Genomic DNA, 23,430 nt, shown 5'->3' on the forward strand with positions numbered 1-23,430 from the left:
CACAAAGAATCTATTTACTGAATAAACTCAGGACTTACGCAAGCCCAAATCGTCATTGCGACCGGAACGAAGTGTAGGGAAGCAATCGCAGGATTTTTGCGATTACGTCGCTATCGCTCGTAATGACGAAATTGCGTTAGTTTTGCGTAAGTCCTAAAACTTATACTGTTTGGTTAACAAACTGATCTGTTGAGGTAAGCAGGGGAAGAAGAAGACTAGACAATAACTTCCTTTCCTCCATGCTTCAAGAGCTTATCCGAACCGTATTGACCGATGTCTTAACATAACAAGTCAATGTATTGGCATAACAGACCGATGTCTTAACATAACAGGTCAATGTATTGGCATAACAGACCGATGTCTTAACAGAACAAGTCAATGTATTGGCATTGCAGACCGATGTCTTAACAGAACAGGTCAATGCATTGATATTGCAGACCGATGTCTTAACATAACAAGTCAATGCATTGGTATTGCAGACCGATGTAATTACAAAACTGTAAGCTGATCAAGAGTTAATTGCTAAGCGTAATAGAGTCCATTTACTGAATAAACTTGTTGAGTTCCTGCACTAACAGATGTACTGTTGTTGATGGATTGTCTTGAGATGGAATGTGAGGAACGTATTGTTTAAGAAGATTTTCAGCATTTTTAATAGCAATAAATTGTTTCTCAAGTAGCTCATCATAAATCGTATCGCTATTTTTCTTGTATGGTCGTCCTAATAAATCAGTTAACTTTTTATTATAATCACTTCGAGGAATACCAGTATTGAGAAATTGAAAATGCAGGACATACCACAGTTCAAATGCTTCATTAGAATAAGCTACTTGAAATCCTTGAGCTTCAGCATTTATCATCGCATTATTAAAGTCTTCTTTAGTCCAAGAATCACGATCAAAAACGCACCAAACTTGATTATAATCATCTTGTTTATTTAATTGTTTTGCACTTTCAACTAATTTGCTGGGATTTTCTCCTCTACCCTGCACATTTATTTCAGCAACATTTTTGGGAACGCGAAAATTCCTAAAGTAATTAGGTTCAGTTTTCTCTCCTTCACATACAATCAAGAATCTCTGCCTAATTTCCCTCGTATTAACTTTTCGTTCGTGATATCCACGAGAGTTTACCTTTTTTCTAGGCATCAGAGTCAATTAGATGATTCAAACTTCCAATATATGGAATTGCACCATATCTACCTTTAATATAATCGCTCTCATAAGATGCATCTTCAGGTATTTTGTATTCTGCTAAAGAGTACAAATCTGTTGCACCATATCTATTTTTTTCAGTAAACCAAATTTGATCCCTACGAAAAAGCTTGTTACTAAGCAAATTCGTATCGTGAGTCATAAAGATTAACTGAGCATTACTTGAATTTGTTTCGTGAGAATTAAATAATTTTACAATTGCGCGACTGATTAAAGGATGAATCCTAGCATCAAATTCATCAATGATTAAAATCTTACCATCTTTTAGTGTGTCAACAAGAAGACCTACTAAAACAAAGACTTTTTGAGTTCCCTCAGATTCTTGATGTTCTAAATCAAACAGTTCTGTAGACACAGGATTTCCTTCAGCATCAAATTTTTGATGCATAGTTTTCACTAATGAAAATCTTCTTACCATATTTGTTAAAACAAAGTTCTTTTGCTCATCTGGTAATTTTCTAGGCCAAGAATCAATAGTGATTTCACTTTCTTCTATAATTTCTTCTATTTTGATATTACTAAATCCCAAATCTAATTTTTTAAGCAACTGAATAATTTCATCTTTATTTTTATTTTTTCTTAAACAACTGAGTGTGTATCCTTGATAGTTTCCATCTTCTAAACCAGAAACAACGTTGACTCTGTTGGTCAGTAAATCTAAGATTTCTTCTGCAATCTTGACATTAAATTGAGCAGATACAGATAAGAAAAGAGCATTATGTCTTGTTTTCTCCTGAATACCATCAGCTTTATATGTTTTAGAAACACTAAATTTGTCTAGTTTGCGCTCAAAAAGTTTAGTTTCTTTCAATTTAGGAACATAAAATAACCATTCAGAGACAACTAGGTCACGAGTTGCCTCAAATCCGTATCTATATTTATTACCATTCATTAAAAATACTATTTCAAAAAAAGATGGTTTTTTTTCGGTTTCAGTACTGAGTTGAAATCGCTCAATATTTATTTTTTCAGTACTTTGAGTCTCTTTAGAAGAATTAACCATGAACCATTTCATGAAATCTAAAGCTTTAGCTAGGTTACTTTTACCACTAGCGTTTGCACCGTATATTGCAGCACTTTTAAGTAGTTGCAAATTATCATCTACTTCAAAAACATTATTTTCATCAAGCTTTTTGTTTTGTGCGACAAGATTAGCTGCCACCATGCTAAAGGTGACTTGCTCTTTAAACGATCTGTAGTTGCCGACACTAAATTCAATGAGCATAGCATGAAGTTTAGGCTTAAAGTATAAATCTGTGAATAAATCATAATTTACTGCTTTAAGAGTAGCAATAATTGATTGAAGATGATAAATTGTAAGATTGTTTTCAAATATACATAATATATACCATTTAGCTTTAGGGCGATCGCATACTCTCATAAACTGCAACGCCAAAAAGTACAAAACGCATCAATGAAAAGATTTAAGCAGTCAAAACAGCGATCGCATTCAATAGAAGGCAAATTTTAAAAATGCAGTGCGCTGTAAATGCATCTTGGGGAATATGTTTTAAACACACCTTAGTTAGAGTCTCTGCGCCAAATTACCGTGATAGTATACGCCTCATTCCTGTTGTTGCTACGTTAGGAGGCAAGTATGGAAATTAGTAGACGCAGCCTGTTAAAAACTGCTTCTGCTTCGGGAATAGTGGCAGCAGGACTTGCGGCTTCGGAAGGATTTTTACAACCGATTATTGCTCAAGCAGAACCAGTTGATGAAAATACTCAACTTTTAGCTCAAAGTACACCCACTTCAACTAGACGCGGCGAAATGTTATATCGCAATCTTGGAAGTACTAAAGAACAAGTATCTTTGATTGGTTTAGGGGGATATCATATTGGCAAAATTGAAGATGAGCAACAAAGTATTAAGCTAATCCGCAGTGCCATAGATCGCGGCATTAATTTTATGGATAACTCTTGGGACTATCACAACGGACGCAGCCACCGTTGGATGGGAAATGCCCTTAAAGATGGTTATCGCGATAAAGTTTTCCTCATGACCAAAATCGACGGTCGCACTAAAGCTGCTGCAAAAATGCAGATTGATGAATCACTCAAAGATTTGCAGGTCGATCATATTGATTTATTGCAGCATCATGAAATACTGCGCTTTGAAGATCCTGATCGGATCTTTGCTCCCGGTGGTGCAATGGAAGCAGCTATTGAGGCGCAGAAAGCGGGCAAAATTCGCTATATTGGCTTTACAGGCCACAAAAACCCCAACATTCACCTGCAAATGTTGGAAGTTGCGGCAAAAAACGGTTTCCGCTTCGACACTGTGCAGATGCCCTTGAATGTGATGGATGCCCATTTTAGAAGTTTTGGACAGCAGGTTTTACCTGTGTTAGTCAAAAATAATATTGGTGTCTTGGCGATGAAAACCATCGGGGAGTCTTACATTCTTAGAAGCAATACAGTTAGTGCGATCGAATGCCTGCACTACGCAATGAATTTGCCAACTTCAGTTGTCATTACGGGCATTGACAGCATGAAAATTTTAGACCAAGCGTTTGAGGCAGTTCGCACCTTTAAGCCAATGGATCAAGCACAAGTTACAGCACTGTTAGCGCGTACCCGTGAGGCAGCAGCAAAAGGACAGTATGAACGATATAAGACCACAACCCAAAATGATAGTACAGCTATGAATCCCGCTTGGTTGGGGTAAATATTAATACTATTTTTGCGTCTACTATAGTACGGCCGCCTTCAATCAAGGAATGTGAAATCTATTTGCACAATTTGCATCGACAGCATCTAGCTTACATTAATTGGCTTTAATTGTAGCTCGTAATTTCAGTATTAGTAATTGTCCTTATTTTTTGTTAGACGTTGCAAAAGATAACTATTATTCGAGGAGAACATTGATTATGATCAACTTCAAGATATTTTCTACTGGTATGATGGCGATCGCCTTGTCTGTGGCAACTGGTTGTACACCAACTGGACAGCCCGATCAAAATGTATCTCAAACTCCACCTGCTCAACCAGTGCAAACAACTGACACTCCATCCCCAACTGTATCACCAACTACATCAGGACAAAATAATCTCAGTGCTTCAGACAAACAATTTATGAACGAAGCTGCTCAAGATGGTTTAGCAGAAGTCCAACTAGGACAACTAGCATCAGAACGTGGAACTAGTGATACAGTAAAACAATTTGGACAGCGGATGGTTCAAGATCATACCCAGGTGAACAATCAACTCAAGCAGTTGGCGACTCAAAAAGGTGTGACACTGCCAACTACTATCGGCACTACAAACCAGCAAGTTGAGCAACGCTTATCCAAACTTTCTGGTGCTAACTTTGATCGCGAATATATGAATGAGATGGTTCAAGCTCACCAAAAGGATGTTTCTGCATTTCAAAATGAAGCTCAACAGGGACAAGATGCAGATTTAAAAGCACTTGTGACTCAGGCGTTACCAACTCTTCAAGAACATCTGCAACAAGCTCGTTCCATTGTCAATCCTGGAACTTCAACTAGCACACCAACTCCAACCACTACTCCGTAGGTGCTAGATTTTAGCATCGTCAAAGATACTGTGCAGCGGATTATTGAACGCACCAAATTTCTCTGTGTCCTCAGCGTCCTCTGCGGTTTTATTTTCAGCATTGCATAAATGCGGAATGATTGTATAGATTTTCCTTTGCGTCTTTGTGCGCCAGTTGCCACAAGTCGGTGGCACTTCCTACAAGTCGGCGGCACTTCCTACAAGTCGGGGAACCCGCCCAACGGAGTGCCTTAGGAACCCGCCCACGGCGCTGGCTCCCCAACGCACTGGCTTGTCTTGGCATGAAATATTTACCCCTAGATTTAGCAACGCTTTATTTTCCATTATTTGTGCGTAAGTCCTGTTTAAAATACCCTTAGTGGCTGCTCAAAGAAAAAGAAAAAATCAAAGCAAGAGGAATCCAATTCGCACTATTAGAAGCAGGTTGCTTGATTTTATATAAAGCACAAGCCGATTAATCTTCAATTGGAGGAGCAACAGCCTCCGTTATGCCATACGCTGCTAATCGTTCACATAAAGCTTCTGCCTTTTGCGTATCGAGATAAGCGTGCAGATACACAACTTTTCCCCAGCGCATTTTAATAATATGAACGCCTTCATTAACGTATTGAGAACCGTCTGCTGGTGTAGCTGTATCAACCCACTCAACGGCAATTATTGTATCCCAGGGGAAACCGCTAACTGCAATGTCTTTAATCTCAAAATTTAGTCCAGGCCATAGTAAATAAAGGCGCTGGAACCATTGCCGCATTCCCTCAATACTATGGCGAGTACCTCCAAGTGCATGAGTTCCACTAAAGGTATGAGTAATTGACGGTGACACTCCTTTAAGTGTTGATTCGTAATCACCTCGATTTAAGCACTCGAAAACATTTCTGATTTGTCGACGAATAAGGAAAGAGTACATGGCTTTACGCCTCCTTACAAATCCTTTTTGAATATTATACAGAATTGTTCCGTATAACTACTCTTTACGGAGGATGATATGAAGAATTTTTCCGTATAATATCCTTATTTAAAGTATCAAAAATACCATAATGAAATGATAAAAAGTGTATAAAATAAGCTTTTTGACTTTTAACTTCAGTGTAGTGATACTAGTGGCTTCATCTAAAATCAGGATGCTGGAATAATTGATCAAGGCACGGGCAATTTGTAAGCGTTGTCACTGACCGTCGTTAAGATTAACAGCACACTTTAAGCGTAGTATTTAATATTAGTAAAAATGCATAATAAGACAGTAATTACATTCTTTTTATTGAGGCTATCTGCTCAACTTGATAAACTACTAAAAACTAAACAATCTAATAAACGAATTACAAGCAATTTTAGAGGACTTTGAGTTAAGTAAATAAAGCGGTGAAATCACTTTCCTTTGGCAACTTACACTTTTGGAGTTGCCATCTCAAACAGCTGCCCAATCTTTGTATACTCAACTGGCCCACCTAAGCGCGTAATCGGCTGCATTCTTATAGTGTCAACTAACCCTAAATCTTGACGATATAGATCTTCACGCACATGAAATCGTAACACTCGACCCAATACCATCACATTATTAGTTCCTTCTACTGGAACTAATTGTGTAACTTTACACTCCATTGCCACAGGTGAGCTTTCAATCCGTAACGGTCGGACATCTGTAGCAGGAACAGCTTTTAAATTTGCTTTTTCAAACTCGTTAACTCCATAGGGAAATTCTGTTCCTGTTTGAGCCATTGCATGAGACAGTGTTTCTGTAACCACATGACACACAAATTCATCAACTTCATGAATATTGCGTAATGTATCTTTTTCTTTTGGCTCATGTCTATGAGATGCGACTGAAAACATAATAGTTGGTGGGAAGCCTGCTACTGCATTGAAAAACGAATACGGAGCGAGATTAGAAATTCCAGAAGCACTAATTGTAGACACCCATGCAATTGGGCGAGGAGCAACAATACTTGTCAATAAATGGTAAGGAGCAGGGTCTTTCATTTCTTGCGGTACAAAAGATAACATAAAATCCTGTAATGTTGTGAGTGATTGAGAGTTTTCAGTAAATATCAAAAAATAAATTATTCAAGAGCTTACTGCAAAGTTCCTTACCTAAGTTCAATACTTTTTGTTCATTTTTGCTATGATTCTTTAGTCATAACAAAATAGACTTCGTATAAAAGCTAAATTCAGTCTTTAGACAGATACTTTAAACGGGGCAATATACTTCCTATAAAAATAAAAAATTTCAAGTATTCTACAAAAATATAAGTTATGAAATATTAGTCTTTCATGCTAACTTGTACGATATAAGTATTTCACATTGGCAACTATCCTACGGGACATGATTTAAATGGTATTTTCGTTTATCTTGGATAGTAGAATACCGCGATCGCAGTTAATATAACTTTTATGTTCTAATTATTTAGAATAGGGCAAATTGAATTGTGTTTGATACGAAAAGCAATACACAATAACACAGTCATCATATTATTTTTATTGAGACTATCTGCTCAAGTTGACAAACTACTAAACAATCTAATGAACGAATTACAAGCAATTTTAGAAGGCTTTGAGCTAAGTAAAGAAAATGGTGAAATCACTTTCCTGGCTACTGTAGTCAAAACTCAAGGTTCAACTTATCGCCGACCGGGTGCGAAAATGTTGATGACAAATACAGGTCGAATAATCGGCACAATTAGCGCTGGTTGCTTGGAAAATGACGTATTTGAGCATACTAAACAACGAATGTCGGACGATGAACCAATTGTTGTTACATACGATCACACCGCCTCTGAAGACATTCTTTGGGGTTTTGGTTTAGGGTGCAATGGTGTAGTGCAAGTTTTGATCGAGCGCCTTGAAAAAGAAAGTACACCAGATGCGATCGCTTTTATACAAGAGTGCTTTCATCAAAAACATTTGGGTATTATAGCAACAGTTTTTGCTTTTGAAGGTGGAGTGGATGTCAAACTAGGGTCGCGTTTATTGCTGTATCCAAACGGTAAAACTATCACTGATATCAAAGATCCAAATTTAATTCAATCTTTGGTTGCAGATACTAAAGTAGCCTTTGTTAATCAAAAGTCAAGGGTAAAAAACTATCAGTTACCTTCAGGCAGTGTAGAAGTTTTTATCGAAGTCATTCAACCACCCACGCCTTTAGTAATATTTGGTGCAGGTTATGACGCTGTACCCGTAGCACAGTTTGCTCAAGCATTAGGTTGGGATGTTACTGTAGTTGATTGTCGAGCTAATGAGGCAACTAAAGAGCGATTTTCTAAAGCTTGTCATGTAATTTTGAGTCGGCGAGAAATTGTCCAAAAACAAGTATCTGTAGATGCTTATACAGTCGCTGTAGTCATGACACATAATTATCTTGACGACCTGGAAATTTTGAAAATGTTATTGCCATCTCCTGCACGCTACATAGGAGTTTTAGGCCCAAAGGTGCGTACTGAAAGATTGCTGGAAGATTTACGATGTCTACGACGGGCTACGCCTACGCAAGGAATAGCTTATCCTACTGAACAATTAACAAGATTACACGGCCCTATAGGGATTGACATTGGAGCAAATACACCTGAAGAAATAGCGATCGCTATTATTGCTGAAATTCAAGCAGTGCTAACAAACCGTAGTGGGAATTTTTTAAAAAATCGCAATCAACCAATTCATCAATGCCATGAAACCAACTTAAACCTACTACTTACCACATAATTTTTATTTGTTATGGTATTTGACACCGAGCAAAGAAACAATAAAAAATCAACCATAGCAATTATGATTCTTGCTGCTGGTGCATCTACTCGGATGGGTACACCTAAACAACTATTGCTTTACCAAGGACGTAGCTTTTTACAATACATTACAGAAATGGCGATCGCTTCAGTTTGCCAACCTGTGGTAGTAGTATTAGGAGCAAATGCAGAACAGATTTATCCTCAAATTCAGCAACTTCCTGTTGAAGTAATTCAAAACCAAGATTGGGTTTGTGGAATGAGTACTTCAATTAGAAGTGGGATTGAATTGTTAAATAATCTTCCACCAAAAATAGAAGCTGTAGTTATTACACTTTGCGACCAGCCATTTGTTTCTGATAAAATTATTAATCAACTTGTTGATACATATTATTTAGTAAAAAAACCGATTATCGCTTGTGAATATGGGGGTACATTAGGTGTACCCGCTATATTTAGTCAGACATTTTTTGCAGAACTTGCTGCTTTAAAAGGAACTTCAGGGGCAAAAAAAATTATTAACAATCATCTCAACGAAGTATTTTCTATGCCATTTTCTCTAGGAAATATTGATATTGATACACCAAAAGATTACCAACAATTACTATCAACTATTTTCCATTGAAGAAGGTAGATTGCAGAAGGAATAAGTCAAAAGGGGATTCCAAATTAATAATGTGCATTACAGTTTTAGCGTAATGCACCTTAATTTGTTGTTGGTGTGTTAGCTTATGATTTACTGATTTACTTCCCAAACCTCAACCCTTGCACAAGTGAATGCTGCTGACAATAACAACAACCCACTTTCCAGCAACAGAGTTAGGCTACCTTTTGCATAAACACCCAGACCGTTGTCAGTCTTTTCCTTTAAGTTTTGGCAAGGCGCACGTTTTTTACCCAGAAGCTAGTACACAGCAGTGTACGGCGGCGTTGTTGTTGGATGTTGACTCGGTGAAGTTGGTGCGGGGACGTAGTGTTAGGCTAGAACAATATGTGAGCGATCGCCCTTATGTTGCTTCTTCATTTTTAAGTGTAGCGATCGCTCAAGTATTTAGCACAGCTTTAGGAGGTCGTTGCAAAGATTTACCAGAACTGGCAAAAACTCCTATTCCTTTAGTAGCAAAACTATCAGTCTTGCCTTGTCGCGGTGGTGAAGAGTTTCTGCGACAATTGTTTGAGCCGTTGGGCTACAACGTTAGTGCCGAAGGTCACACTTTAGATGATCAATTTCCTGATTGGGGTCAGAGTCGATACTTTACTGTCGAACTTCAGCAAATCATAACTTTGAGTGATTTATTAAGTCATCTCTACGTTCTAATTCCAGTATTGGATGACGAGAAGCATTACTGGGTAGGCGATGAAGAAATTGAAAAATTACTACGTCATGGTGAAGGTTGGTTAACCAAGCATCCAGCGCGAGAACAAATTACTAAGCGTTACCTAAAACGACAGCAACGCTTAACTCGTCTGGCTTTAGCTCAACTAGTAGAGTCAGACAATCTCGACCCCGATAGTACTGAAGAAAATCATGATCAAGAAGAGGCAGCAGTAGAAAAACCCATTAGCCTGAACCAGCAGCGTTTAGATGCGGTGATTACTGCTCTCAAACAAAGTAATGCCAAGCGAGTAATTGATTTAGGATGTGGACAGGGCAATTTGCTCAAAATTATCCTCAAAGATAGCTTTTTTACCCAAATTACAGGTGTTGATGTTTCCTACAGAGCAATAGAAATTGCCCAAGAACGATTAGACCGCCTACACCTTCCCCGCAACCAATGGGAACGGATACAACTGATTCAGAGCGCACTTACTTATCAAGATAAACGTTTTAGCGGTTATGATGCTGCTACAGTAATTGAGGTGATTGAGCATCTAGATTTGCCCCGACTGGGAGCATTTGAGCGAGTTTTATTTGAATTTGCTCAACCCAAAACAGTAATAGTAACCACACCCAATATTGAATACAACATTAAATTTGAAAACCTCCCGGCTGGAAAATTGCGACATCAAGACCACCGTTTTGAATGGACGCGTGCAGAGTTTCAAAACTGGGCAAACCAAATAGCAGAACACTTTAGCTATACTGTGGAATTTCAACCTATCGGCACACAAGATCCAGCAGTTGGTTCACCGACCCAAATGGGAATATTTAGCCGCAATTTTTAACTAAAGGAAACTTTTTATGGTTGCAACAGTACCATTCGCAGAAACAAGAGCTTTGCTGAAAAACATTAGTTGGCAGACTTTCAAAATCATGTTGTCTGAGATGGGAAGTGAGCGTAACTCTCGACTTGCCTACGACAATAAAATATTAGAAATTATGACTCCACTAATGCCACATGAGAACTCCAATCGCTTGATTGAAGGCTATATTCTCGTGCTGTGTGAGGAATTTAGTTTGGAGGTCAAAAGTACAGGCTCAATGACTTTGACACGGGATGATTTAGAAAAAGGAGGGGAGCCAGATAGCAGCTATTACATTCAAAATGAATCTTTAGTTAGAAATAAACAAAATATCAATTTAGCTCAAGATCCACCACCAGATCTTGTACTTGAAGTGGAATATTCTAGACCTAAAATAGATAAATTATCTCTTTATGCTTCAATGAATATCCCTGAATTTTGGAGATATAACGGTATTGTCTTAAGAATTTATGTTCTTTCAGATAATCAATACTCAGAAGTTGAACTTAGTCCTACTTTTATGCCAGTACCAGTAAAAAATATGACTCAATTTCTTGAAGAAAGCAAAAAAATGGGGCAATTGGCAGCAAAAAGTGCTTTTCGTGCCTGGGTAAAACAACAAATTTTTAACTCAGAACACAACCAATACTGTTCGGTTAACAAACTGATCTGTTGAGGGAAGCAGGGGAAGCAGGGGAAGAAGAGAGGCAGGGGAAGAAGAAGACTAGACAATAACTTTCTTTCCTCCATGCTTCAATAGCTTATCCGAACCGTATTGAGAACACAACAACACCTAAAACTTTATCTTATACATTTAGATTTAAAATAATATCAACCCAGCACCTCATTTGGAAATGCTGGGTTTTATTCCAGTAAACTAGTTTGATTGTTCGGTGGTATCTCTTACTACTTAAAACTCACCTGCTAAAGCAGAAACGCACCGTTCACAAAGTAGGGGATGCTCTTTTGATTCTCCCACATGAGTAGAGTAATTCCAGCAGCGATCGCATTTTTCGCCGTCTGCATTCACTACCCCAATTTTCCAGTCTTCTGTCTGCGCTGTATATTTTAATCCTTGCAGTTTCTCCGCAGAATCTAATATTTCCACTTGGGAAGTTAGCAATAAATACCGCAGTTCATCAATACCGTTATCGTGAACAGAGTTAAAGGTTTTGATAGCATCGCCTAACTGTTTATGAGGTATGTGAATTAACGCCTTAGCTTCCAGGGAAGAACCAATCATTTTTTCTATCCTGGCTTGTTCTAACACCTTGTTGACATCGGTACGGAGTTGTCGCAAGGCTGACCAAAATTCTCCTAAATCGGGATTACTCCATTTTTGGTCTATCTGCACCCAACCAGCCTCAAACACTGATTTATAAGGTGTTTTGTAGGGGATAAATTGCCAAATATCCTCAGCAGTATGACATAGTACAGGTGCGATCGCTCGTGCTAAATTTGCTAAAGCAATCTGCAATACTGTTTGACAACTACGACGGCGTAAAGCATCAGGGGCGCTGATATACAGCCTATCTTTAGCAACATCTAAATAGAAGTTGGATAAATCCACCACACAGAAATTCTGCACAGTTTGGAAAAAGCGGAAGAATTGGAAACTTTCAAAAGCTGCTGTAACTTCTTCAAACACTTCAGTAATACGGTGCAGCATATAACGGTCAAGTTCTGGCAATTTCTCAAAAGGAACTGCATCTTTTTCGGGGTCAAAATCATGCAAGCTACCCAACAGAAACCGCGCCGTATTGCGAATCTTGCCTCTAACATCGTTCAGTTGCTTGATGATGTTTTTACCAATGCGGACATCGCCAGAGTAGTCTACCGATGATACCCACAATCTCAAGACATCTGCACCATAAGGCGGTTCTGCTTTTTGATTTTTCCCACCTTCAATGATTGTATTTGGGTCAACCACATTTCCTTCTGACTTACTCATCTTTCGTCCTTGTTCATCCAAAGCGAAGCCGTGAGTCAAGACAGTTTTGTAAGGTGCAATGTCATTTACCGCCATACTAGTCAGCAAACTTGACTGAAACCAGCCGCGATGTTGGTCAGAACCTTCCAAATACATATCAGCAGGATAGCGTAACTCTGGACGTTGTTTAGTTACCGCTGCCCAAGATGAACCAGAATCAAACCAGACATCCATTGTGTCTGTACCTCTGCGGTAAGACTTGTCATTATTGCGGTAAGATTCGGGTAACAACTCCTCTATTGATAACTCCCACCAAGCATCAGAACCTTTCTGGGCGATAATTGCTTGAACATGGTTGATAGTTTCAGCATTTAGTAGTGGTTCATTTGTGGCTTCATCGTAGAAAACCGGAATTGGCACACCCCAACTCCGCTGCCGAGAAATACACCAATCAGAACGTTCTGCCACCATTGGCGTGATGCGATTTTCACCTTGGGCTGGAATCCATTTTACAGTAGCGATCGCCTTTAGCGCTTCTTCTCTAAATCCCTCCACTGAAGCAAACCATTGTTCAGTCGCCCGAAAAATCGTCGGCTTTTTCGTCCGCCAATCATAAGGATACTTATGGGCGTAGACTTCTTCTTTCAACAAAGAACCCGCAGATGTTAACGCATCAATCACCGCCTGATTCCCATCACCCAACACATTCAACCCAGCAAACTCACCCGCCTCCTGAGTAAAATTGCCATTATCATCAACTGGCGCAAGAATAGGCAAACCATAACGCTGACCAACAATGTAATCTTCTTGACCATGACCAGGTGCAGTATGTACCAACCCAGTACCTGACTCAGTAGTAATATAATCACCACCCACAACAATCGGACTTTCCCTATCAAATAGTGGATGGCGATAACTAGTATGTTCTAAATCCTGCCCCTTAACTGTGGCTTTTACCGTCAACTCAACATCCAAAGTCGCAGATAACTTTTCCACCAACTCCGCAGCTACAATCAAATACTTAAATTCCCTTTGCGTCTTTGCGCCTACCCTGCGGGAAGCCGCTACCGCGTCTATGCGTGAGACCTCCACCACCGCATAGTTAAAGTCACCATTCACCGCCACCGCCAAATTCCCCGGAATCGTCCAAGGCGTAGTCGTCCAGACAGCCACACCCAAATCCGGCAAATATTCACCCAACACAGGTTGCACAGCCTTAGCCAGTCCTGTAACTGGAAACGCTGCATAGATACTCCGTGAAGTGTGACCTTCAGGATATTCCAACTCAGCTTCAGCCAAAGCAGTCTTAGAACTAGGACTCCAATGAACAGGCTTCAAACCGCGATAGATATAGCCTTTTAAGAACATTTCACCAAAAACACCAATCTGTGCCGCCTCATATTCCGGCTTCAAAGTCAAGTATGGGTTATCCCAATCACCCCAAATACCGTAACGTTTAAAATTTTGACGTTGGTCATCTACCGCCGCTAAAGCAAACTCTTTCGCTTTTTGCCGCAATTGTATAGGTGTCAAGTTTTGCCGTTCTGCTGACTTCATATTTTGCAAAACTTTCAACTCAATCGGCAAGCCGTGACAGTCCCAGCCCGGCACATAGCGAACCTTACGCCCTTGTAGCAGTTGATAGCGGTTAATAATATCTTTGAGAATTTTATTTAAGGCATGACCAATATGCAGTGAGCCATTAGCGTAGGGAGGCCCATCATGCAGTATAAATAATTCACCTGGGTTATTTTCGGACAAGCGATCGTAGATTTTATTTTCTTCCCAGAATTTTTGGATTTCAGGCTCACGCTTGATGGCGTTTGCCCGCATATCAAACTTAGTCTTTGGTAAATTTACAGTATCTTTATAGCTTCCAGTTTCTGTCACAGTTTCATGCCTAAGATTTAGTTGTGCAGGTTCTATCAATTATAGAAGATGGCATGAAGCTCAAAAAATAACCTTGACAACTAACGGGCGACAATTCTCCTAATTATTGGGTCGCCGCCAAGCAGGCGAGAAGATATATGACTACTTATTTCAGTACAACCACTTACAGTCAACTTTTAGTTGAGTTTCAACCTAAAGTTATCGTTACAGAAGAAGAATACGATCGCACTCTAGAAGCTATTGAAAAATTGATGGCTTACAAATATCGAACACCAGAGCAGACTGCTATACTGCAACTTTTAGTTACTTTAGTTGAAGAGTTTGAAAATAAGCATCTCCTACTGCAATTTTAAAACACTTGATAGAAGCAAGAGAAATTAAACAATCTGATTTAGTAAGAATTATTGGTTCTAAAGAAATTGTTTCAGAAGTTGTCAACGAGAAAAGAGCAATTAGTAAAGAGCAAGCAAAAGCCCTGGGAGAATTTTTTAATGTTTCTCCAGCATTATTTATTTAGCAGCGATCGTCAATTCTTATATTGCTGGTACTATCCTACTGAGAATTGCTCTTAATCGAAGTCCCAGTAAAGACAATCTATTGAAACATTTTGCTGTGTTAGAGATGAAGTGAAAGAACGAGAGCCTTAGATCCCCGACTTCTCAAAGAAGTCGGGGATCTTGTTGTTGTTCAATAAGTAATTAATTTTACTTCTACAGTGGGATGCAAATCATCGGTCTTTAAAGCTAAATTAAGATTTTAACTATAATTGTTGTGTAATCCACACCTATTTTGTGATTAATCAACATTCAGAAAATATCCTCAACCGCCAACTAGAGACATTAAATACCAGCTATGAATTTAGCTGGTTTGATCGGTTTTGCTTGTGGTATCCCCCAGGCTGGCTAATTTTATTTAATCGCCACTGGCAACATTATCACGATCATCCAGATGGCTGGAATTGGCTGGAATACGGATTATTTTTGATTCCTGGCGGTTTTTATTTGGCTTTACTCAGTCGATGGTTGCGTTTAGGTTGTCGTTCACCACGTCAAGAAGTAGGTGAATTTAATTCCAAATATCAACAAGCTTTTCGTCAAGAAGTTTTAGCTCCTATTGTTAAATACTATTTTCGGGGAGAATTACAAAATATTACCAACTTACCGCCAGCAGGGTCAATGATTGTAGCCATGAATCATGCAGGTATGTCCTTTCCTTGGGACTTTTTGACCTTGGGTTACTTATTGGGTGATGCACGAGGATGGGAAGTACAGTTCCTCGCAAATCCAGTATTATTTGAGCATCCTTGGATGATTTGGTGGTTACCATCTCAATGGTCGCAAGTTTTAGGCGGCGTACGAGCAGAGTTAAATGATTTTGAAGCAGCGATCGCCCAAGGTAAAATTCTTTTATACGCACCCGAAGGTGTACGCGGGCCGCTAAAAGGTTGGAAAAAACGCTATCAACTAGAAAAGTTTGATATCAGTTTTATTCAGTTGAGCGATCGCTATCATATTCCGATTTTGCCAGTTGTTTGCATTGGTAATGAATCTTTGCATCCTTGGACTATTAATCTCAAAAAATTACAACGATTATTCAAGTTACCATTTTTACCCATATCGCCCTTAATGCTAGTCTTGATTTTATTTCCCTCAATGGGAGTTTGGGCTATGAGAACTCGTCTGCGTTACTTTATTCAACCTTTAGAACCAGCAGGTCTAGAAACTAATTCAGCTAAAGGACGTGCAGCAGTTTATCAGCAAGCTCAACAATTACGAGAAAAACTGCAAATTCAAACTAATCAATTGTTGAAGTGATCAAAATCATTTTGACTTAAAGAACGGGGAATTAATCCAGAGCAACTGTGACCGAATTTAATTTACAAGTCGAACAAGTCGAAGAAAATAGCGAACGTCTTGATCGCTATCTTGCCGAAGAATTACCAGATTTATCTCGTTCTCGGATTCAACAATTAATTGAACAAGGTAATGTGCAACTTAATAGTCAAGTTTGCACAACTAAAAAGATTAACATCAAGATAGGCGATCGCATCACTCTAGAAATCCCAGAAGCGCAACCTTTAGAATTACAAGCAGAAGCAATCCCTCTAGATATTCTCTATGAAGACGACCAACTAATTATTCTTAATAAACCTGCTGGTTTAGTCGTCCATCCTGCACCCGGTCATCCAGATGGTACATTAGTAAATGCTTTATTAGCACATTGTCCCCATCTTCCCGGAATTGGGGGAGTCCAACGTCCAGGAATTGTCCATCGATTAGATAAAGATACAACAGGAGCGATCGCTATTGCCAAAACAGATATTGCTTATCAAAGTCTGCAAGCTCAACTCCAAGCGAAAACTGCACGGCGAGAATATTTAGGCGTGGTTTACGGTGCGCCAAAAACTGAAAGTGGCGTTATCGACTTACCAATTGGTCGCAATCCTCAAGACCGCAAAAAAATGGCAGTTATCTCCACAGAAAAAGGCGGCAGATTTGCCGTTACTCATTGGCAAATACAAGAACGCTTGGGTAACTATACATTAATTCATTTCCAACTAGAAACGGGACGCACCCATCAAATTCGTGTCCATAGTGCCAAAATCGGTCATCCTATTGTTGGCGATTCAGTTTATGGTTCCGGTCGTTCGGTAGGGGTAAATTTGCCGGGTCAAGCACTGCACGCTTGGCGATTAAAAGTTCAGCATCCTATATCTAAAAATGTCATCGAGGTAACAGCATCTCCTCCCCAAACATTCACTACTCTGCTAGAAGTTCTCCGCCGACGAAGTACTATTTATTCTTAATCTTTAATAGACTTCTTGTGTATAGCGGTTTTCTGATCAATTCAATACACCACTCTAGTCCCTAACCCCTAGTTCCTAGCCCCTTTTCGTTCCACTATTCCCTAGCAGAGCGATATGCAGGAGCAGGAAAGAGAGCTTGAAATCCAGCTTGTCTCTCGCTTAAAGGTTCTGGCGCATAATTCAAAAGACTTTCAAAATAAAAGAAAGCTACACCCAAACCGCGTCCTTGAGCAGCTCGCACCTGAGACTGAATTTGTCGGATAGGAATTGGGCGATTTCGCAATCCTGCCATAATTCCAACTCCCGTAGGAATCACTTGTTGAGCTGCTTGAATTTCTGAGCGAGAAATATTAGCGATAAAACTTTCTAAATCAGGACGATAAATTTGCACAATTAGCTCATCTACAATATTCAGCCGCATCCAGTTAAGCCAATCTTGTAGTTGAAACTTGTAAGCAAAATTATAGTAATTGGGGGAAACGGAGAAAATTGCTTTTGGTTTCCGAGCTTTTACGGTTTGATTGAGTTGTACCATAAATGCCGTAATTTTATCTGCCCGCCAGCGCACCCAATCAGGATCTTGGGAATTGGTGGGAGGGTTTTTTTTAGTTTCTTGAGTGTACAAATCAACCGTGTATTGATCGTAGCCAAATTCATGAGGTAAACTCGTATGGTCATCAAACTGAATACCATCGACATCATATTGACTGACAATTTCTAATACAAGACTAGTGATAAATTGCTGCACTTGGGGATGAAAAGGATTGAGCCACATTACCTCACCAGCTGCGCTGATTGAAGTATCGCTACCGTCCCGCTTTTGCGTAAACCAGTCTGGATGATTCAATGCTAGTTCTGATGTTGGAGGAGCCATGAAACCAAACTCAAACCAAGGAATCACCAGCAGTCCCTGGCGATGGGCTTGATTAATTAAGTCTGCAAGAATATCATGACCATCTGAGCCTCGAAAGACAAAGGGTTGAATCTGGGTACGTTGTGCTACAGTGCTGGGATACATGACGTAGCCAGAGTTCCACACTACAGGATAAATTGTATTAAAGTTCATCTGCCGCAGTTGACTGACAGCATTCTTAACTTTGGCACGATCCTTCATGATGTGGAGATCATTATTAGTCATCCAAACCCCGCGAATTTCTTGACGGGGTAGCTGTGCAGTAGCTGGAGTGAAGTTGCTCACCAGCAATACTGTCATGAACGATATCAAAAAGAGAAGCAAAAAAAGGTATTTAAGCAACGACTGACGACAAGCAGCTACATGTCTACTTAGCCAACCTTGGGAAAGAAAACTTAATTTCATCGGTTTCAATAATGCGTTAGCTACGCAAATGTGCTGCTGCACGCTTTGAGCAGAGAATCTACTAGCCATTAGTCTACAAGCATTTATGCTTACTAGAGAACTGGTTAATTGCTGGTTGTTTTTCAATATGGTGCATCGAAAATTTTGCATCAGTTGATCTGATGCAGATTTAGTACAGCAAGATAGCTGACGAAGTAAGTAGCTTATTAGTGCCTAATATGGCTTGTAATTTCAGTAATATATCTATTTAGCTTTGAGTAGAGCTATTTCTGGCGATCAGCAATTATTAAATTTTAGTACGTAGCACAAATACAAAATCTATCCTCAATGCCTTCTCCCAAAATTACCAAACAGAAAGCCAATTTCAAAGTCCCTCTCACAGAGAGGCGAGAGGGATTTAGGGAAACAGCAAAGATTTATACAAGGAATCTATTTATTATTCCTCGAATGCCTGATTTTGCGGCTGTGCAATAAAATATAAAGGTGATGAAAGATACATATAATAAAAAATGTAGTCTTTTGACTACTGTTTTAGCTGAGTCTGAGTGTACATTCTAAAATTAACTTCTGATTTACCAAGGAATAAGGCTGGATATCTAAAGCACGCTTAAAAGCTTTAATAGCATTTCCATACCGTCCTAGGGCGGCATAACACAAACCCATACCATGAAGTGCGCCAAAATGTACTGGGTTAATCTGGATCACCATCTGACAGTCTGCTAGTGACTTTTGATAATTACCCATGCTGTAGTAAAGAAAAGCACGTCGATTCCACGCTTCAGCAAAATCTGGTTGATCTTTAATCAGTTCTGTCAACATCGTTTCGGCTTCATTCATTTCTCCAGCATCAAGTAACTTTTGACTCTGGTCAATTCTTTCTAAACCGTAAATTCCCTTTTGCTGAAACCAAATGCGCCACAGTTTCTTTGTTGCTTGCTCACGAATTGCGACATCGGGGTTTTTCAAATCTTCAAGTAAAGAATTAATAGATAAAGAATCCATAAATTTGAAATTTGTAATTGTATCTTTGTATAAACCTATCAATTTTTGCAGAGAATCTACTAAGTCAATTTTAAAGACCTCTTTAAAATTCTCACACAACAATTGCGGATTAAGCAATCAATGTGTTATTTCTGGTATTAACCAATACTATTAATACGAACCTCGACATATCAAGTTAGAAGTGATTGGTCATCAGGATATCAAACTTTTGAAAACCAAAACTAGCTATTGGTAGTTGACAAATACGTAGTAACTAATAGTTCATAAAAACATCACAAAAAGATCGATAATTATGCCCAAGCCAAATAGTGTTTCTAGGCATATTGTTCTCACGTCCCATCCTAGTCGCTCTGGGACTAAGCCAATTCCTATTCAATGGGGAGCAGCTGAGCCGATGCAACGCGGTCCAGTAATTGCAACACTGGCTAAGCAGACACATCGTAATGTTATTGGTACTCATTCTGGTAGTTATGCAATTTACCGGGCTTTAGCGGTTGCTAGCGGGGCTTTACAATCCGATCATCGACCAGATTTAACAAATACATCGCCTGTAGAACACATTGGTCCTCATCCCAGTTGGGCTGATCCAGAAAAGATTGTTTCTCTCGATCCTTTTGGGGCGATCGCATCTGAGGTATTTGCATCTTACTATCAGCAGGGCTACGATATCCGCCCGACGATCGCTATCACCCAAGCTCATATCAATATGCCAGAACTCCTAGATGCTGTCAGCAAAGGACGCTTACAGGTAGATGGGCAGATTATGAAGCCTAACGGTGATTTAGTCGTTACCAAAGCAGCAATTGAGCCTGTTTGGTATTTACCCGGAGTTGCTAAACGTTTCGGTATCTCAGAAGCAGATTTGCGGCGGGCTTTATTTGAACAAACTGGGGGGATGTTCCCAGAACTGGTAACGCGATCAGATTTAGAGGTATTTCTACCACCCATCGGCGGGTTAACGGTTTACATTGTCGGTGATCTGGGTGCAATTACAGATCCGCATAAACCCGTAGCGGTACGTGTGCATGACGAGTGTAACGGGTCTGATGTGTTTGGTTCTGATATTTGTACCTGTCGCCCCTATTTAGTACATGGTGTTGAAGTATGCGTGGAAACAGCACAGTCAGGTGGTGTAGGTGTAATTGTCTATTCCCGCAAAGAAGGCCGGGCTTTGGGCGAAGTGACAAAATTTTTAGTTTATAATGCTCGCAAGCGTCAAGAAGGAGGCGATCGCGCTGATGCTTACTTTGCTCGCACAGAGTGCGTGGCGGGTGTGCAAGATATGCGCTTTCAAGAACTCATGCCGGATGTATTGCATTGGTTGGGTATTACCCGCATTGACCGTATGGTGTCGATGAGTAACATGAAATACAACGCTATTACGGAATCGGGAATTGAAATTGTCGAAAGAGTAGCAATTCCAGAAGATTTGGTTCCTCAAGATGCACGGGTAGAAATTGAAGCGAAAAAAGCTGCCGGTTATTACACCACAGGAGATGTTTTAGATGCAGATAGTTTAGCTGATATTAAGGGGCGATCGCTAGAAGGCTAAAGTATCCCTTTTTCACTTCTTATCCTCAGTGTACTCTGTGCCTCTGCGGTTAAAAAACTACTTTTAAACCACAGAGACGCAGAGAACACAGAGAAAATAAGGTTGGGGAGCTAAGCTGTTAAACATTTAATTTGCACATTGAGGCAGCAGGGGGGCAAGGGAGAGGGTTTGCAGTTTTGATTACCATTAATATGATGCAATTTAAATGACTATTAGCTTATTGTGTTGTAGCAAGTGGCATTTAAGCGCAGCGCAGCCCAATAAAACAACGCAAATATTGGTTTTAATTTTGGGGTGTATCTAGAGTGGAAACAAGAATCACAGAGGCGAAAGATTTAATTGCCTATCTTCGCTCTCCAACTGCTATTAGAGAACGATGTGGGCAAGTGTTTACATGGGTAAATTCAGGTCACTCGCGTCATTTTAGTTGTGATTTGACTCAGCTGGGAAGGATAGCAGATTATGTAATTGAGGTCATGGGTTGTGAATATCCAAATCTACAAATTCCCTTTCATAGTCGTTGGCGACATTTTGAAGTTGGAAATATACCACGATTAGCGCAATTAAATACTCAGTTAGCAGAACTCACACCTTTAGAAAAAGCTGCTGCTAAGTTTGATTTAGCAATTATTAGTGTTTTGTTAGATGCTGGTGCAGGTGATAGTTGGCGTTATTATGAGCAGGAAACTAATTTAAATTTGGGGCGTTCTGAAGGATTAGCTATTGCTAGTTTTCAAATGTTTTGTCAAGGGACTTTTTCTAGTCAGAGTTTACCTCAAGCTGATGCTCAAAAATTACAAGCCTTAACAGAGGCAGAAATCGCTCAGGGGTTACAAGTAACTACAGAAAATCCATTAGTAGGTATTTCAGGGCGATCGCAATTATTACAAAAATTAGGTCGGGTGTTAATCTCTTCACCTCATTTATTTGGGTATGAGAATCCCCGTCCAGGTAATTTAGTAAATTATCTCTGGGAAAAATCTTCAAATCGGCAGTTAGCCGCTGCAACAGTGTTAAGTACAGTTCTAGAAGGACTCAGTGACATTTGGCCGGGAAGATTAGAAGTTGCTGGAGTAAATCTTGGTGATGTTTGGCAACATCCAGCTGTTGCTAACGATGGCTTCGTGCCATTTCACAAACTTTCGCAATGGCTAACATATTCTTTATTAGAACCACTACAAGAATTAGGTTTAGAAATCACTGGGCTAAATACTCTGACTGGATTACCAGAATATCGTAACGGGGGATTATGTCTTGACTTGGGGCTAATTAGTGCTAAACATCTAGAAATATTTAACTCATCTTATTCTGTAGCATCAGAAGTTATAGTTGAATGGCGTGCTTTGACTGTAATTCTTTTAGATCAAATTGCTGTTACAGTCCGCGAAAAGTTAGGTATGAATGCAGAAGAATTACCACTAGTGAAAATATTGCAAGGGGGAACCTGGACAGCAGGGCGGAAAATTGCTGCTGAACTTAGAACATCTGGTAAATCACCAATACAAATTGCCAGCGATGGCACAGTGTTTTAATTTAATTTGTAATGACGCTCCTGCGTCGCTACCGCTGCGCTAACGTAATTCGTAATTAAAAAACTATTAATGTATTATACCAATGGCTAACGCATCCTCACGAATTTGCTATTGATTATTGACTAAAATATGCAAAATCAAGTCACAATTATTGAACATCCATTAATTCAGCATAAACTAACGCTCATGCGTAAAGCTGAAACTAGTACGAAAAAATTTCGCAATCTTCTTAAAGAAGTTAGTTTGTTGTTAGCTTATGAAGTCACGCGAGATTTACCACTAAAATATGAACTGATTAAAACACCTCTTTCCCCAATGGATGCACCGATACTTGCACCAGATAAAAAGCTAGTTTTAGTGTCTATTATGCGGGCAGGTCAAGGAATTTTGGATGGAATGCTGGAGTTGATGCCATCTGCACGGGTGGGGCATATTGGTTTATACCGTGACCCCAAAACATTGATTCCTGTAGAGTATTATTTTAAGGTTCCCCATGATGTTGAGCAACGGGATATGATTGTCGTTGACCCAATGTTAGCCACTGGTAATTCTGCTGTTGCAGCCGTAGAAAGATTAAAATCAACTAATCCTTCATCAATTAAATTTGTTTGTTTGCTTGCAGCACCAGAAGGAATTGAACATTTTTGTCAAGTACATCCTGATGTTCCTATTTATGCTGCTGCTATTGACGATTATTTAGATGAACATGGTTATATTATTCCTGGATTAGGAGATGCAGGCGATCGCTTGTTTGGCACAAAATAAGTT

The 23,430-nt window shown here is 39.5% G+C and carries 20 protein-coding genes; 13 read left to right on the top strand and 7 right to left on the bottom strand.

What is annotated here, in order from left to right; genetic code table 11:
- Positions 1–542: 542 nt before the first annotated feature.
- Together QI031_RS21475 and QI031_RS21480 are read right to left on the bottom strand one after the other, a co-directional pair.
- On the bottom strand, positions 543–1,148 hold the full coding sequence (locus QI031_RS21475; protein ID WP_281481661.1) for an RloB family protein: 606 nt from the start codon (positions 1,146–1,148) through the stop codon (positions 543–545).
- The gene (locus tag QI031_RS21480) at positions 1,141–2,595 is read right to left on the bottom strand and encodes an AAA family ATPase (RefSeq protein ID WP_281481662.1); all 1,455 of its coding nucleotides are present in this window, start codon (positions 2,593–2,595) and stop codon (positions 1,141–1,143) included. The genes QI031_RS21475 and QI031_RS21480 overlap by 8 nt, the downstream gene beginning before the upstream one ends.
- 216 nt (positions 2,596–2,811) lie before the next feature.
- Between QI031_RS21480 and QI031_RS21485 the strand changes: the two genes are divergently transcribed.
- Positions 2,812–3,882, top strand: coding sequence for an aldo/keto reductase (locus tag QI031_RS21485; protein ID WP_281481663.1), 1,071 nt, complete (start codon positions 2,812–2,814; stop codon positions 3,880–3,882).
- Between the two features lie 202 nt (positions 3,883–4,084).
- Complete coding sequence (locus QI031_RS21490) at positions 4,085–4,732, top strand: DUF4142 domain-containing protein (RefSeq protein ID WP_281481664.1); 648 nt, start codon at positions 4,085–4,087, stop codon at positions 4,730–4,732.
- Between the two features lie 454 nt (positions 4,733–5,186).
- Here QI031_RS21490 and QI031_RS21495 read toward each other — a convergent pair whose 3' ends face one another.
- Positions 5,187–5,639, bottom strand: a complete 453-nt coding sequence (locus QI031_RS21495) for a nuclear transport factor 2 family protein (RefSeq protein WP_281481665.1) — start codon at positions 5,637–5,639, stop codon at positions 5,187–5,189.
- Positions 5,640–6,115: 476 nt separating this feature from the next.
- Positions 6,116–6,733: a flavin reductase family protein gene (locus tag QI031_RS21500; protein ID WP_281481666.1), complete on the bottom strand. Its 618-nt coding sequence runs from the start codon at positions 6,731–6,733 to the stop codon at positions 6,116–6,118.
- A gap of 516 nt (positions 6,734–7,249) precedes the next feature.
- Between QI031_RS21500 and QI031_RS21505 the strand changes: the two genes are divergently transcribed.
- The 4 genes from QI031_RS21505 to QI031_RS21520 all read left to right on the top strand — a co-directional run bounded on the left by QI031_RS21505 (position 7,250) and on the right by QI031_RS21520 (position 11,308).
- Complete coding sequence (locus QI031_RS21505; protein ID WP_281481667.1) at positions 7,250–8,428, top strand: XdhC family protein; 1,179 nt, start codon at positions 7,250–7,252, stop codon at positions 8,426–8,428.
- A 12-nt stretch (positions 8,429–8,440) separates the two neighbouring features.
- The gene (locus QI031_RS21510) at positions 8,441–9,073 is read left to right on the top strand and encodes a nucleotidyltransferase family protein (RefSeq protein WP_281481668.1); all 633 of its coding nucleotides are present in this window, start codon (positions 8,441–8,443) and stop codon (positions 9,071–9,073) included.
- 152 nt (positions 9,074–9,225) lie between these two features.
- Positions 9,226–10,614 carry a 3' terminal RNA ribose 2'-O-methyltransferase Hen1 gene (locus QI031_RS21515; protein WP_281481669.1) on the top strand — a complete coding sequence of 463 codons (1,389 nt, stop codon included), beginning with the start codon at positions 9,226–9,228 and terminating at the stop codon, positions 10,612–10,614.
- A 16-nt stretch (positions 10,615–10,630) separates the two neighbouring features.
- Positions 10,631–11,308 carry a Uma2 family endonuclease gene (locus tag QI031_RS21520; protein WP_281481670.1) on the top strand — a complete coding sequence of 226 codons (678 nt, stop codon included), beginning with the start codon at positions 10,631–10,633 and terminating at the stop codon, positions 11,306–11,308.
- Between the two features lie 234 nt (positions 11,309–11,542).
- Here QI031_RS21520 and ileS read toward each other — a convergent pair whose 3' ends face one another.
- Complete coding sequence (gene ileS / locus QI031_RS21525; RefSeq protein ID WP_281481671.1) at positions 11,543–14,452, bottom strand: isoleucine--tRNA ligase; 2,910 nt, start codon at positions 14,450–14,452, stop codon at positions 11,543–11,545.
- 137 nt (positions 14,453–14,589) lie between these two features.
- On the opposite strand from ileS, the gene QI031_RS31615 reads away from it, so the two are divergent.
- From QI031_RS31615 to QI031_RS21540, 4 genes are all read left to right on the top strand, one after another.
- Complete coding sequence (locus tag QI031_RS31615) at positions 14,590–14,805, top strand: hypothetical protein (protein WP_343217815.1); 216 nt, start codon at positions 14,590–14,592, stop codon at positions 14,803–14,805.
- A gap of 5 nt (positions 14,806–14,810) precedes the next feature.
- Positions 14,811–14,969: a helix-turn-helix domain-containing protein gene (locus QI031_RS31620; protein ID WP_343217816.1), complete on the top strand. Its 159-nt coding sequence runs from the start codon at positions 14,811–14,813 to the stop codon at positions 14,967–14,969.
- A 274-nt stretch (positions 14,970–15,243) separates the two neighbouring features.
- Complete coding sequence (locus QI031_RS21535) at positions 15,244–16,266, top strand: 1-acyl-sn-glycerol-3-phosphate acyltransferase (RefSeq protein ID WP_281481672.1); 1,023 nt, start codon at positions 15,244–15,246, stop codon at positions 16,264–16,266.
- A 47-nt stretch (positions 16,267–16,313) separates the two neighbouring features.
- Positions 16,314–17,258: an RluA family pseudouridine synthase gene (locus QI031_RS21540; protein WP_281481673.1), complete on the top strand. Its 945-nt coding sequence runs from the start codon at positions 16,314–16,316 to the stop codon at positions 17,256–17,258.
- A gap of 94 nt (positions 17,259–17,352) precedes the next feature.
- Here QI031_RS21540 and QI031_RS21545 read toward each other — a convergent pair whose 3' ends face one another.
- Positions 17,353–18,645, bottom strand: a complete 1,293-nt coding sequence (locus QI031_RS21545; protein ID WP_281481674.1) for a glycoside hydrolase family 10-like protein — start codon at positions 18,643–18,645, stop codon at positions 17,353–17,355.
- Positions 18,646–19,107: 462 nt separating this feature from the next.
- Positions 19,108–19,578, bottom strand: a complete 471-nt coding sequence (locus QI031_RS21550; protein WP_281481675.1) for a tetratricopeptide repeat protein — start codon at positions 19,576–19,578, stop codon at positions 19,108–19,110.
- Between the two features lie 292 nt (positions 19,579–19,870).
- Here QI031_RS21550 and QI031_RS21555 point away from each other — a divergent pair, with 292 nt between their 5' ends.
- The 3 genes from QI031_RS21555 to upp all read left to right on the top strand — a co-directional run bounded on the left by QI031_RS21555 (position 19,871) and on the right by upp (position 23,427).
- The gene (locus QI031_RS21555) at positions 19,871–21,130 is read left to right on the top strand and encodes a GTP cyclohydrolase II (protein ID WP_281481676.1); all 1,260 of its coding nucleotides are present in this window, start codon (positions 19,871–19,873) and stop codon (positions 21,128–21,130) included.
- Between the two features lie 305 nt (positions 21,131–21,435).
- Positions 21,436–22,662 carry a URC4/urg3 family protein gene (locus QI031_RS21560; protein ID WP_281481677.1) on the top strand — a complete coding sequence of 409 codons (1,227 nt, stop codon included), beginning with the start codon at positions 21,436–21,438 and terminating at the stop codon, positions 22,660–22,662.
- Between the two features lie 129 nt (positions 22,663–22,791).
- Positions 22,792–23,427 (top strand): uracil phosphoribosyltransferase, encoded by a 636-nt coding sequence (upp, locus tag QI031_RS21565; protein ID WP_281481678.1) that lies wholly within the window; start codon positions 22,792–22,794, stop codon positions 23,425–23,427.
- Positions 23,428–23,430: the final 3 nt, after the last annotated feature.

The organism is Halotia branconii CENA392 (assembly GCF_029953635.1).
GTDB classification, from domain to species: Bacteria; Cyanobacteriota; Cyanobacteriia; order Cyanobacteriales; family Nostocaceae; genus Halotia; species Halotia branconii.